Genomic DNA, 13280 nt, shown 5'->3' on the forward strand with positions numbered 1-13280 from the left:
GGAACATAAAGGAGACGGCGAATGCAGAGCTATGAACAAAGTCTCCAGCAGACGCGTAAGTTTCTGCTGGAACACGACGATTATCTTGTAGTGTCGCATGTTCAGCCGGACGGAGATGCAGTCAGCTCCACCCTCGCGGTGGGCTGGCTTCTCTCATGTCTGGGCAAAAAATATTTGATGCTGAATGAAGGCCAGATTCCGCAGCGAATGGAATACTTATGGCATGCCGATCAGATTGTCAATCTGTCTGAGGGTTCGTTGCCCCGCCAGTACAGCCATGTGATATGTGTGGATTGTGCGGATTTCCAGCGTGTAGGACTGACCCAGCAGCATTTCGCAAGTGATGCCCTAATTTTGAATATAGACCATCACCCAACGAACAACGGCTACGGCGCGGTGAACCTTATCAAGCCGGATGCGGCAGCGACAGCAGAGATTCTGTTCGACCTGCTGAAGACCTTTGAACTCAAGTGGGACATTGATATTGCCACAGCCATTTATACCGGGCTGTTAACGGATACCGGCGGTTTCCGTTACAGCAATACTTCTCCTAAAGTGATGGCGGCGGTATCCGAGCTGCTGGCACTGGGTGTGAATGGACCGGACCTGGCAGAGACCTTGCTGGAAGAGATGACGCTTCCCCAGGTGAAGGTGCTTAACCGTGCACTTAGCACATTACAGCTTAGTCCTGAAGGAGATATAGCGTGGGTATACGTTACACCTCAGGATATGCTGGACTGTGGAGCGGCCAATGAGGATCTTGAAGGGATTGTCAACTATCCCCGGAATATCCGCGGGGTAGAGGTAGGCATTCTGTTCAAGGTCATTGATGACCATGCGGTGAAGGCCAGTCTGCGTTCAGCAGGTAAGGTAGATGTGGCGCTGCTTGCGCAAGCCTTCGGCGGCGGCGGACACACCCGGGCAGCGGGCGCACGTATTAATGGAAGTCTGGAAGAAGCTGTGGCACAGGTGCTGGAGGAGGTTAAACGTCATTTATGAGTGAGCTTACAGGAGTTCTGGCTGTATATAAGCCGGCAGGGTTCACTTCACATGATGTTGTGGCCAAGGCGCGGCGCATTCTGGGCATGAAGCGGATTGGACATACCGGGACCCTTGATCCTCAGGTAACTGGAGTATTGCCGCTCTGTCTGGGCCGTGCTACCAGGGTAGTGGAGTATATCCAGGAGTTGCCCAAGGAATATGTTGCCACACTGCGGCTGGGAATGGCCAGCGATACTGAGGACCTGACCGGGACGATTACGGAATCCGTTGAGGAGGTTCATGTCACGGAAGCCGAAGTACTGGCTGTGCTGAACTCCTTCCAGGGTGTAATCTCACAGGTGCCGCCTATGTATTCCGCAGTGAAGGTGGACGGGAAGCGTCTGTACGAGCTGGCCCGGGAAGGCAAGACCGTGGAGCGCAAGAGCCGTGAAGTGGAGATTTATGAGATTGAGATGCAGCGAATGGTATGGAATGGCAACTATCCGGAGATCACTTTTCGGGCGTTATGCTCCAAGGGGACCTATATCCGAACCCTCTGTGTAGATATCGGACGTAAGCTGGGTCTTCCCGGTGTGATGGTGAAGCTGGAGCGGACGATGTCGGCCGGGATCTCGGCCAGTCATTGCCTGACTCTGGAGCAAATTGCCGAGCACAAGGAAGGCGGCACACTTGATGGGCATCTGATTGCTGCCGACGAGGCGATTTCACATTTGCCCAGACATACCGTTGCCGCAGAGAAGAAAAAAGCAGCCCTGCAAGGACAACGTCTGTCGGCCCGGTTTGTAATGCCGGAAGTGAAGCAGGCCGGGGATTTCCGTCTCTATGATCAGCAAGGGGAATTCCTCGGTATTTATGCTCTGGAGGCTAACGGAGCTATTGCACCGGTCAAGGTGTTTGCCCAGGCCTAAACTTTAATTTATTTGCGAATGTAGGTGAGAAACAGCGTGAGAACCGTAACATTAAGCTATCCGATGCTGCCTGAGGCGGCAGCACAGTACGCGCAGCCTCAAGTAGTTGCCCTGGGACAGTTCGATGGACTGCACCTCGGGCATGCCAGTGTCATCACATCAGCTGTTGCTCTTGCCCGTGAGGCAGGTGTACCCGCAGCGGTGATGACCTTCTACCCCCATCCCAAGGATGTCATGGGCAAAGGGGATTATGAGGGATATTTGACCCCCTCTAAGGATAAGCAGGAGCTGCTTGCCGGGATGGGTGTTGAGCTTTTATATATAATTGAATTTAATGAAGAGCTCTCCCGGGTGAGTCCGGCGGACTTTGTCTCTGTGATGCTGCTGCCGCTGCAGATTGTAACTGCAGTTGTAGGGTTCGACTTCCGCTTCGGCTATAAAGGCGAGGGGGATGCGGACACGCTCTCAGAGCTGGGACAAGGTGCGATGAAGGTAGAGACGGTCGCTCCGTTCCTGCTTGATGGAGAGAAGGTCAGCAGCTCAGGTATCCGCAAGAGCTTGCTGAGCGGGGAACTTGATAAGGCTAATGCCTGGTTTGGACGTTGTTATCACCTGCGCGGTACCGTAGGGCACGGAGAGAAGCGGGGCCGGACCATCGGCTTTCCGACAGCCAATCTGCAGCTCGAAGACCGCTATGTTATTCCGGCCAAGGGCGTATACGCCGTCAAGGTCTTTTACCGGGATGAGGTCTTGTACGGGGTGATGAACGTCGGAGTGAAGCCAACGTTCCACGAAGGCGTGACCACTCCGAGCTTTGAGGTTCATCTGTTTGATTTTGCCTCAGATATTTATGGACAGGAGCTTAAGGTGGAACTGGTCTCCTATATCCGCTCCGAGCGCAAGTTCGGGTCCATCGATGCTTTGATTGCACAGATCGGCGCAGATGCTGAGACGGCCAAAGGGATGCTGGGATATCATTCCTAATCTTTCCGGACAAGCCGTTTACTTTTGCCTGTGAAGGTGCTATACTGATTAACGTTGCTGGAATGACAGCATGTGAACCTTAGCTTGGTTACTTGTTCTCACCGACGGTGACGAGGCTACTGGCGATTATAATGAAGGAGGTGAACAGGATGGCATTGACTCAAGAACGTAAACACCAATTGATCGACGAGCACAAAACTCACGAATCCGATACTGGATCCCCTGAGGTGCAAGTTGCTATCCTTACGGAGAACATCGTTAATTTGACTGACCACTTGCGTACGCACAAGAAGGATCATCATTCCCGCCGCGGACTGCTGAAGATGGTTGGACAACGTCGTAAACTGCTGGCGTATTTGAAGAACAAAGACATCAGACGTTACAGCGCCCTGATCGAAAAACTGGGATTGCGTCGTTAATTTTCCATAAGTTAAGCCCAAAAGCAGCCTGGTTGTATACCGTATGTCCTTCTTACGAGCGACAGCGGGACAGCCGGGTTGCTTTTTGAAAATTTAGGGTAAACTTTTACAATTGACAAGTTGATAGCATTCGCAAAAACGGCTATAGCACTTCTGCGGAGGACAAGCCGTTTTTGCTTGTAGAACATACAAGAACGTATTATTACCATTCAAGGAGGGGTTTTATGGAACAACGTGTGGAAATGCAGCTGGGCGGAAGACGCCTTGTGCTGGAAACAGGCCGTCTGGCCAAGCAAGCAAACGCAGCCGTGATGGTGCGTTACGGGGATACTTCAGTATTGTGTACGGTTACAGCATCCAGTGAGCCAAAAGATCTGGATTTCTTCCCGCTTACAGTGAACTATGAGGAAAGATTATATGCAGTAGGCAAAATTCCTGGCGGATTCATCAAACGGGAAGGACGTCCTAGCGAGAAAGCCATTCTGTCCAGCCGTCTGACAGACCGTCCAATTCGTCCATTGTTCCCGGAAGGGTTCCGCAATGACGTTCAAGTTCTGAACCTGGTGATGAGTGTGGATCAGGACTGTGCGCCTGATATTGCGGCCATGATCGGTACCTCCGCTGCGCTAAGTATCTCTGATGTGCCGTTCAACGGACCGATCGGCGGTGTGGCTGTCGGCCGGATTAACGGAGAATTCATCATTAACCCTGATCAAGCCCAGCAGGCAATCAGCGATATCTATGTAGTAGTGGCCGGTACGAAGGACGCTATCATGATGGTAGAAGCAGAAGCGAGTGAAGTGACTGAAGAAGTGATGCTTGAAGCGATCATGTTCGGACATGACGAAGTCCGCAAGATTGTGGCTGTAATTGAACAGCTCGTAGCCGTTGCCGGTAAAGAGAAGATGGCAGTTAAGCTGCATGCGGTTAATGCGGATGTGAATACAGAGGTTCGTGCTTTTGCTGAGAACCGTCTGGTGGAAGCCGTAAGAATTGCCGAGAAGCATGCCCGTCAGGATGCTATCGATCTGGTGAACAACGAAGCGGTGGCGTATTTCGCAGAGAAATACATAGAAACCCCAGAGCTTCTTAAGGATGTTAAGGAAGCTCTGCATGATATCGTGAAGGATGAAGTAAGACGTCTGATCACGCATGACAAGGTTCGTCCAGATGGGCGTAAGCTGAATGAGATCCGTCCGATCGAATGTGATACAGCGCTGCTGCCGCGTACGCACGGTTCCGGTCTGTTCACACGCGGCCAGACACAGATTCTCAGCGTATGTACACTGGGCGCACTGGGCGATGTGCAGATTCTGGACGGTATTGATCCGGCTGAAACCAAGCGCTTCATGCACCACTACAACTTCCCTCCGTTCAGCGTAGGGGAAGCCCGCCCGCTAAGAGCACCGGGACGCCGCGAAATCGGCCACGGGGCACTAGGTGAACGTGCATTATCCAAGGTTATTCCAAGTGAGACTGAATTCCCGTACACCATCCGTCTGGTATCCGAAGCGATTGAATCCAACGGCTCCACCTCCCAGGCAAGTATCTGTGCCAGTATTCTGGCGATGATGGATGCAGGGGTACCTATCAAGGCGCCTGTAGCCGGTGTAGCGATGGGTCTGATCAAGGACGGAGAGCATGTATCCATCCTGACCGATATTCAAGGGATGGAAGATCACCTCGGCGATATGGACTTCAAGGTTGCGGGTACAGCAGAAGGCGTAACGGCGATTCAGATGGATATCAAAATCGACGGCATCGACCGCAAGATTCTGCAGGAGGCGCTTGAGCAGGCAAGAGAAGGCCGGATGTTCATTCTGGGCAAAATGAATGAAGCGATCGCAGCTCCAAGACCGAGCCTGTCTAAATATGCTCCGAAGATCATCATCATCAATATCAACCCGGATAAGATCCGTGATGTAATTGGTGCCGGCGGTAAAATCATCAACAAGATCATTGAAGAAACCGGCGTGAAGATCGACATCGAACAGGATGGCCGCGTATTTATCGGTTCTTCTGACGAAGCTATGATCCAGAAGGCCCGTGGCATCATTGAGGGTATTGTGAAGGAAGTAGTGGTTGGTGAGATTTATGTGGGTACCGTCAGACGCATTGAGAAATTCGGCGCATTCGTGGAATTGATCCCTGGCAAAGACGGCCTTGTGCATATTTCCCAGCTGTCTACAGAGCGTGTAGCGAAGGTTGAGGATGTTGTGGCGATTGGCGACACGATTACCGTGAAGGTAACGGAGATCGACCAGCAGGGCCGTGTCAACCTGTCACGCAAAGCGGTGCTGACTTCAGAGAGCGGAGCGAAGGCGTAAGAAGCATTACGCTGCCGCTTCACCGTTATCCTAACTATAGATAAGAAGAAGAGACAGAAGCAGTACGGTTCTGGCTCTTTTTTTTGGAAAAGTGTACGCTGCAGTACCGTCCTGACGGACGGTTATACCTTACCCGCTTGCATGCAGCATAGATGGAGTATGCATAATTTGCCCTCTGTATACATAGGCTGGGACAAAGCGTCCCCGCACGGCTTGACCCTGGTGCGGAGACGGAACAGACCGTGTGTGCCGGGGAGGTATAACGTCATGAAGACGGACAAGGTAGCGCTTGTGCTGGCTTGCATCGCAGTAGTCATTGGAATTGGCAGCACGAACGGACCCGTGAAAGAGATGATTGCCGGGCTTAAGCCTCAGGCGGATGCAGCCGTAATGAGCTATGCACTGAATCAGGCGGAGGATGATCTGCGTGCGCAGATTACCCGCCGGGCCGAGGCGCTGAATGCGCAGCCGGTGAATGCTGTTGTGGACCGGGTATGGAAGGCCATACCGGGGTATAACGGGCTGGAGGTCGATGTGGAGGCAACCTACCGGAGCGCGCTTTTACGTGGACCCGAAGCAAGCCTCAAACTGATGTACCGCCAGCTTAAGCCTAAGGTATCACTTGATGATCTGGGGGCGCAGCCGATCTACCGGGGGAATCCGGCGAAGCCGATGGTCTCGCTGATGATTAATGTGGCTTGGGGGAATGAGTATATCCGTCCGATGCTGGACATTCTGGATGCGGAGAAGGTGAAGGTCACCTTTTTTCTGGACGGAAGCTGGTTAAGCCGCAACCAGGAGCTTGCAGCTGAGATGCTGAAGCGCGGGCATGAGATAGAGAACCATGCGTATACGCACCCTAAGATGAGTATTCTCAGCCGGACGCGTGCCACTGCCGAGATTGAGAAGACGCAGAAGCTGCTGAAGGAAAGCCTGGGTGTGACGAATAAGTGGTTTGCTCCGCCGTCAGGAGACTTTAACCAGCAGACGGTGGAGATCGCCGCCTCACTGGGGCTGAAGACGGTATTGTGGACGCTGGATACAGTCGATTGGCGCAATCCGTCCCCGGAATCGGTGGTTGCCAAGATCAGCAGCCGGGTAGAGCCGGGAACCCTGATTCTGATGCATCCGACGGCGTCCTCTTCGCAAGCGCTTAGAGGGATGATCCGGGGGATCAAAGCCAAAGGCCTGCAGCTCGGAACCGTCAGTCAGACGCTCTCTCCTGAGCGTATCATACCGCCGGAAGTTGAGTGAACGCCTTATTTCTGATAGGATAAAAGGCGCGAATAACAAATACAGACAGAACCAGGAGCTGTGCCAGGAGGATTACACATTGGACAAAATATTATTATCGAACGGACTCCGGGTGGTGACCGAGAAGATCCCGACCGGCCGGTCCGTATCTTTCGGAATCTGGGTCAAGACGGGCTCCCGCAATGAGAACCCGCTGAACAACGGGATTTCCCATTTCATCGAGCATATGCTCTTTAAGGGAACTGACCGCTACAGCGCCAAGGATATTGCCGAACAGTTCGATGCCATTGGCGGGAATGTCAATGCATTTACCTCGAAGGAATATACATGCTTTTATGCGAAGGTGCTGGATGAGCATCTGCCGATTGCCGTGGATGTGCTGGCAGATATGTTCTTCCGCTCACGGATGGATGCCGAAGAGCTGGCTAAGGAGAAGAACGTAATCCTGGAGGAAATCGCCATGTGCGAAGATACCCCGGACGATCTTGTCCATGAGCTGATGTGTGCTGCCGCCTACGGCGAGCACCCGCTGGCCTATACGATCCTCGGGCTCAAGGAACGCCTGCTGGAGATGACGCCGGATGATCTGCGTGCTTACATGAAAGAGCAGTACACCATTGAGAATACAGTGATCAGCGTAGCCGGTAATATTAATGACGGGCTGATCCCGCTGCTGGAGCAGCATTTTGGTTCCTTTACGAATCATGGTGAAGCGCCGGTGCTGACTGAGCCTGCATATCAGGGGGAACTGGTATTCCACAAAAAGAAGACGGAGCAGAATCATATCTGCATCTCCCTGCCGGGTGTCCGCAGCGGCGGGCCGCTACAATATCCGATGGCGCTCCTTAACAATGCGTTCGGCGGCGGCATGAGCTCCCGGCTGTTCCAGGAGATCCGTGAGAAGCGCGGTCTGGCCTATTCCGTCTTCTCGTACCACAGCGCCCAGGCTGACAGCGGCTTGTTCACCGTCTATGCCGGGACAGCGCCAAAGCAGACCAAGGAAGTAACTGAGCTTATTAAAGAGATGCTGCGTGATCTGGCTGTGAACGGTTTGAGCGAAGACGAACTGCGTAAAGGCAAAGAGCAGCTTAAGGGCAGCCTGATTCTCAGTCTGGAGAGCACGGGCAGCCGGATGAACCGGATGGGCAAAAATGAGCTGATGCTCGGCCGTCAGGATACGCTGGATGAAATGATAGCCAAAATCGGAGCTGTAACTATGGAGGATATCGATGCGCTGCTGGACTTTATGTTCGCACAGCCATTGTCCTTGGCAATGGTTGGTTCCACAGATAAAGCGATAGCCAATGTTAGGAGAGATGATCTTGCCTCATTACGTACAAATTAACAAACTGCCGGGGAATGAGGATGTTCTGCTGCCCTGCAAAATGTCCGAACAGGCCTCTGGATATGACCTTTATGCCGCTGTAGGGGAGCCTGTGGTGCTTGCTCCGGGCGAGCGTACACTTATCCCCACCGGCATATCCCTGGCGATGCCAGGCGGGCTGGAGGCGCAGATCCGTCCGCGCAGCGGGCTGGCTCTGAAGCATGGCATCACTTGCCTGAACACACCGGGCACCATCGATGCGGATTACCGGGGTGAAATTAAGGTGCTGCTGATTAATCTGGGTCAGGAGCCTTTTGCAATTGCCCGCAATGAGCGGATTGCCCAGATGGTATTCCAGGCTGTGCCGGAAGTGACTCTGGTGGAAGTGGATGAGCTGTCTGATACGGCGCGCGGAGCGGGCGGCTTCGGGCATACCGGCAAATAGCATACGGGAATCTTATTTGAGAATTTAATAAAAGCTTGCGGATCACGCGCCTTCGGGTGTGCGGCTGCAGGCTTTTTTTGTCGTGAAACGGGAATTCCTCTCCGCTCTTCACCCATCGGCGGCTTCCGGCATAAGATGCTCTATAGTCGAATGTGGTTGTGGAAAGGAGCGTCATCCCTATGCTTACTGGCATCAGGATCGTGTTCCTGGGCGGGGACGCGAGACAAATTGAAGTGATTCGGAAATGTGTGGAATTGGATGCGGCCGTAAGCGTTGCCGGATTCGATACATGGGATGCCCCATGCCCGGGGGTAAGCCTGGAACTGCTGTCGACTGAGCTGCTGGGTCAAGCGGATGTGCTGGTGCTGCCGGCGGTCGGCTGCGATGATGAGGGTTTCATTAACGCATTATATTCTTCTGAACGTCTCCAGCTGCGGGAGGAGCATATCGCGGCACTGCCGTCCCGGGCAATCGTGTACACCGGCATGGCTAAAAGCTATTTGCGCAGCCTGTGTGCCGGACATTCGCTGAAGCTGGTGGAACTGCTGAACAGGGACGATGTGGCGATCTATAACTCTATTCCGACAGCGGAGGGAGCTTTGGTGATGGCCGTACAGAACACGGACTTTACCATACACGGCTCCACATCGATGGTGCTGGGAATGGGCCGGACCGGGTTCACCATGGCCAGAACGCTCCAGGGAATGGGAGCAACGGTCAAAGTAGGCGTCAGGAAGCAGGAGCACTTTGCAAGAGCGGCGGAAATGGGCTGGAAGCCTTTTATGACAGAGGATTTGCTGCTGCATGCACCAGAGGCGGATCTGATCTTCAACACCATACCCGCTATGATTATCAACGCTCAGGTCCTGTCCCGGCTTCAGCCGCACTGCGTGATCATTGATTTGGCGTCCGCACCGGGCGGATGCGACTTCCGTTATGCCGAGAAGCGCGGGATCAAGGCGATGCTGGCACCGGGCCTGCCCGGGATTGTTGCCCCCAAGAGCGCCGGAATCATTATGGCAGGTGCACTGGTACAGTCGATATCGGACGAGACTTTAATCAGGGGGGATGAATGAATGGATTGGCACGGAAAAACAGTAGGTTATGCCATTACCGGCTCACACTGCACCTTCGCTGAGGTGATGCCGCAGATTCAGCGGTTCATGGATGGAGGGGCGAATGTGGTGCCGATTGTATCTGCTTCGGTACTGAATACCGATACCCGCTTTGGAACCTCGGAAAATTGGCTAAAACAGTTGAAAGATATAACAGGGAATGATATCATTTCTACAATTGTTGAAGCGGAGCCGCTGGGTCCTTCCAAGCTGCTGGATGTGCTGACGATTGCTCCCTGCACAGGGAACACAACAAGCAAGCTGGCGAACGCGATGACGGACAGTCCGGTGCTGATGGCAGCCAAATCACAGATGCGCAACGGGCGTCCGCTGGTGCTGGCGATCTCGACGAATGACGGACTTGGGCTTAACGCCGCGAATATTGCGAAGCTCCTGGTAGCCAAACATATTTATTTCGTCCCGTTCGGACAGGATAATCCGGAGGGTAAGCCAAATTCGCTGGTGGCGCAGATGGATCTTATTCCTGAAGCCTGTTACGCCGCCCTGCAGGGTCACCAGTTACAGCCTATGTTAGTACAACGAATTCATTCTGCATAGCTTATATAAACAGCACAGGATTGTCCCGGAAGAGCGAATTTTAGCTGACGGACCCATAAGCTTCATTTCTGCCGTCCTCATCCCGGGGGCGGCACAAACAATTTTACGCTATAATAAGAGTCAGGTTATCGCGGCTACGGACACTTTTGCCTCGCGGGGTGATTTATTTCACGTAGGGTTCAGTAGTTCTGCTGAGAGAAGCAATGGAGGAATTATACATGGGTATTTTGGTGCAAAAATTCGGCGGAACCTCACTCTCCACACCAGTGGCCAGAGAACACGTAATCCGTCATGTCAAACGGGAGCTCGCCAGCGGGTTCAGCCTGGTGGTTGTAGTCTCGGCTATGGGCCGCAAGGGGGAACCCTATGCTACCGATACACTGCTTGATCTGGCGGTTCAGAGCGGGAATTCATTGCCGGACCGGGAACGGGATCTGCTGATGTGCTGCGGGGAGATTATCTCGGCGGCCAATCTGTGCGGTCTGCTGGAGCAGGAGGGCATTCGTTCGACGGTGCTGACAGGGGCGCAAGCCGGATTCCTGACCGACAACAGCTATGGTAATGCCAGAATCCTGGATGTGCGGACAGAACGCATTCTACGGGAACTGCGTGAGCATAAAGTAGTAATAGTAACCGGTTTCCAGGGCCAGACTGAAGCGGGTGATTTCACCACACTTGGGCGGGGTGGAAGCGACACCTCAGCTACAGCCCTTGGGGCGGCGCTCCGTGCGGACATGGTAGACATCTACACGGATGTGGACGGAATTCTCACCGCTGATCCGCGAATTGTTGAAGATGCAAGACAGCTTACTTATGTCAGCTACACCGAGATTTGCAACATGGCGTATCAGGGAGCCAAGGTCATTCATCCGCGGGCTGTAGAGATTGCCATGCAGGCCCAGATTCCGGTGCGTGTACGCTCGACCTTCTCCGAAGCGGAAGGGACGCTTGTGACCCATCCTGAGGGCTTCAGCGATGTATCCCATGGAGTCGTAGACCGGTTTGTCACAGGGGTTGCCTATGTCAGCAATATTACACAGATCTCGGTAGAATGTCCGGAGGGCAACGGAACGGGCGTGCAGCTGCAGATTTTCAAGAGTATGGCCGATAACGGAATCAGCGTGGACTTCATCAATGTGACACCGACCGAGGCTGTATATACCGTGTTCGATGACAAATCAGAGCAGGCGATTGCTGCGCTGCAAGAACTGGGTCTGCGTCCCAAGAGCTTGTCCGGCTGTGCCAAGGTCTCCGTCATCGGCGGAGGCATCAACGGCGTTCCGGGAATCATGGCGCATATCGTCGAGGCGCTCAGCTCGCAGAACATCCAGATTCTGCAGTCTGCCGATTCCAACACAACCATCTGGGTTCTCGTGAAAAAAGAAGATATGGTGCAGTCGGTTCGCGCCCTGCATGCCAAGTTTGAATTGCACCGCTGACAAGGAGGAATTCAAAGTGGATTTCGGAAGACTGATCACCGCAATGGTAACCCCGTTTGACGGGGAAGGAGAAATCAACTGGGGAGCAACTTCAAGGCTGGTCGATTATCTGATCGAGGAACAAAAGTCCGCTGCGCTAGTCGTATGCGGAACCACCGGCGAATCGCCGACCTTAACCGATAAGGAGAAGCTGAAGCTGTTCTCCTTCGTGAAGCAGCAGGCAGGCGGACGGTGTAAAATTATTGCGGGTACCGGCAGCAACAGCACCAGACATTCCATCGAGCTCACTAAGGAAGCCGAACAAATCGGCGTGGACGGTGTGCTTCTGGTCGTCCCTTATTACAATAAACCGAATCAGGAAGGGCTCTATCAGCATTTCTCTGCCATTGCTGCCGCGACTTCGCTGCCCTGCATCCTGTACAATGTGCCTGGACGTACGTCAGTAAGCATGAGTGTAGCTACCACCCTGCGTCTGGCGGAGATTCCTAATATTGTGGCCACCAAGGAATGTGCTTCGGTAGACCAGATTACTTGGATTGCCGCAACTTGTCCTGAAGACTTTCATGTCTACACCGGAGATGATTCCGCCGGCCTCGCGACGCTTGCTGTGGGGGGCCACGGTATCATCAGTGTGGCCAGCCATGTTGTGGGAGCGCAGATGTCGGAGATGATCGAGGCCTTCAACTCCGGCGATGTCCGCCGTGCAGGCGAGCTTCACCGGGAGCTGTTTCCAGTATTCAAGGGGCTGTTTGAGTGTCCGCAGCCGCTGCCCAATCCCTCAGCTGTGAAGTACGCGCTGGGGCTGCGCGGGATGGATGTCGGATCGGTCCGTCTGCCGCTGGTTTCACCGACAGAGGAAGAGGCGGCCTTCATTGCTGCCTTGCTAAGATAAGCTAGACTAGTATCATCTTCAAAACTTAACATGTGTAAAGAGCGATTCTCCGTTATTGGAGGACCGCTCTTTTGCATGTCTGGCCGTTTAATCAGCCACATCATATTTGGTATTTATTTCTCCTGCATTAACTCTATGTTAAAAAAGTCAGGCGTTGCAGCGTTTTTTTGCTTGTCTTTTCCTCAAATATTGGCTGTTTGTTAAGGAAAGAATAGGACCAGGTCCAGGGTGACTTGTCTTTTGCCAAAAAAATCATGTATAATGAACTTAAGTGACTTGGTGCGGTTAATTGAATATGCGGTAATCTTCCGGCAATGCGGATTTGTTGCATTGTAAGACAGGATAGGTCCTTGAATAAGTCTGTGCTAAATATGCCGGATTTACGCGCGAGGGGCGCGGTGGTGGAATTTTGAGGGCATTTGCCCGCTTCAAGAGGATATTACTGCCCGGATTCGGGAGTTTAGATCTGCGCAAGTATACAGACTTACCGGGAATTCCTTGTCGAAATAAGGAGTTAACAGCAATTTGATGTATATTACAGCGCCGCTGAAATATTGAAGCTCATTGTTAACAAATAAAAAGTATGACGTCCAACATCATAGGAGGGTTAGAT

12 protein-coding genes are annotated in these 13280 nt (G+C 53.0%); all 12 read left to right on the plus strand.

The window, feature by feature from the left end:
* Window positions 1-21 precede the first annotated feature (21 nt).
* Window positions 22-999: a DHH family phosphoesterase gene (locus NSU18_RS01040; protein WP_341022630.1), complete on the plus strand. Its 978-nt coding sequence runs from the start codon at window positions 22-24 to the stop codon at window positions 997-999.
* Entirely contained in the window at window positions 996-1910 is a 915-nt protein-coding gene (gene truB, locus NSU18_RS01045; protein WP_341022626.1) for a tRNA pseudouridine(55) synthase TruB, read from the plus strand. Before NSU18_RS01040 ends, truB begins: the two co-directional genes overlap by 4 nt.
* Window positions 1911-1946: 36 nt before the next feature.
* Window positions 1947-2894, plus strand: a complete 948-nt coding sequence (locus tag NSU18_RS01050) for a bifunctional riboflavin kinase/FAD synthetase (RefSeq protein ID WP_341022624.1) — start codon at window positions 1947-1949, stop codon at window positions 2892-2894.
* Window positions 2895-3043: 149 nt separating this feature from the next.
* Window positions 3044-3313: a 30S ribosomal protein S15 gene (gene rpsO / locus NSU18_RS01055; RefSeq protein ID WP_019910460.1), complete on the plus strand. Its 270-nt coding sequence runs from the start codon at window positions 3044-3046 to the stop codon at window positions 3311-3313.
* A gap of 224 nt (window positions 3314-3537) precedes the next feature.
* On the plus strand, window positions 3538-5640 hold the full coding sequence (pnp, locus tag NSU18_RS01060; protein ID WP_341022623.1) for a polyribonucleotide nucleotidyltransferase: 2103 nt from the start codon (window positions 3538-3540) through the stop codon (window positions 5638-5640).
* Window positions 5641-5907: 267 nt separating this feature from the next.
* Window positions 5908-6894: a polysaccharide deacetylase family protein gene (locus NSU18_RS01065; protein ID WP_341022622.1), complete on the plus strand. Its 987-nt coding sequence runs from the start codon at window positions 5908-5910 to the stop codon at window positions 6892-6894.
* A gap of 79 nt (window positions 6895-6973) precedes the next feature.
* Window positions 6974-8239, plus strand: a complete 1266-nt coding sequence (locus tag NSU18_RS01070; RefSeq protein WP_341022619.1) for a M16 family metallopeptidase — start codon at window positions 6974-6976, stop codon at window positions 8237-8239.
* Window positions 8211-8663, plus strand: a complete 453-nt coding sequence (dut, locus tag NSU18_RS01075) for a dUTP diphosphatase (RefSeq protein ID WP_036724736.1) — start codon at window positions 8211-8213, stop codon at window positions 8661-8663. The genes NSU18_RS01070 and dut overlap by 29 nt, the downstream gene beginning before the upstream one ends.
* A gap of 179 nt (window positions 8664-8842) precedes the next feature.
* Window positions 8843-9739 carry a dipicolinate synthase subunit DpsA gene (gene dpsA / locus NSU18_RS01080; RefSeq protein ID WP_341147959.1) on the plus strand — a complete coding sequence of 299 codons (897 nt, stop codon included), beginning with the start codon at window positions 8843-8845 and terminating at the stop codon, window positions 9737-9739.
* Entirely contained in the window at window positions 9740-10336 is a 597-nt protein-coding gene (locus NSU18_RS01085) for a dipicolinate synthase subunit B (protein ID WP_341147960.1), read from the plus strand.
* A gap of 218 nt (window positions 10337-10554) precedes the next feature.
* A complete protein-coding gene (gene dapG / locus NSU18_RS01090; protein WP_036692638.1) occupies window positions 10555-11775 on the plus strand; it encodes an aspartate kinase in 1221 nt (406 codons plus the stop codon).
* 16 nt (window positions 11776-11791) lie between these two features.
* Window positions 11792-12667, plus strand: coding sequence for a 4-hydroxy-tetrahydrodipicolinate synthase (gene dapA, locus NSU18_RS01095; protein ID WP_341147961.1), 876 nt, complete (start codon window positions 11792-11794; stop codon window positions 12665-12667).
* Window positions 12668-13280: the final 613 nt, after the last annotated feature.

Origin of the sequence: Paenibacillus sp. FSL H8-0048, assembly GCF_038002825.1 — a bacterium.
GTDB lineage: Bacteria > Bacillota > Bacilli > Paenibacillales > Paenibacillaceae > Paenibacillus_AQ.

Bases quoted from the DNA above. Each gene is read 5' to 3' on its own strand.
- dut (WP_036724736.1), top strand. From the start codon at position 8,211: ATGATCTTGCCTCATTACGTACAAATTAACAAACTGCCGGGGAATGAG.
- NSU18_RS01040 (WP_341022630.1), top strand. From the start codon at position 22: ATGCAGAGCTATGAACAAAGTCTCCAGCAGACGCGTAAGTTTCTGCTG.
- NSU18_RS01065 (WP_341022622.1), top strand. From the start codon at position 5,908: ATGAAGACGGACAAGGTAGCGCTTGTGCTGGCTTGCATCGCAGTAGTC.
- dpsA (WP_341147959.1), top strand. From the start codon at position 8,843: ATGCTTACTGGCATCAGGATCGTGTTCCTGGGCGGGGACGCGAGACAA.
- NSU18_RS01085 (WP_341147960.1), top strand. From the start codon at position 9,740: ATGGATTGGCACGGAAAAACAGTAGGTTATGCCATTACCGGCTCACAC.
- pnp (WP_341022623.1), top strand. From the start codon at position 3,538: ATGGAACAACGTGTGGAAATGCAGCTGGGCGGAAGACGCCTTGTGCTG.
- truB (WP_341022626.1), top strand. From the start codon at position 996: ATGAGTGAGCTTACAGGAGTTCTGGCTGTATATAAGCCGGCAGGGTTC.
- dapG (WP_036692638.1), top strand. From the start codon at position 10,555: ATGGGTATTTTGGTGCAAAAATTCGGCGGAACCTCACTCTCCACACCA.
- rpsO (WP_019910460.1), top strand. From the start codon at position 3,044: ATGGCATTGACTCAAGAACGTAAACACCAATTGATCGACGAGCACAAA.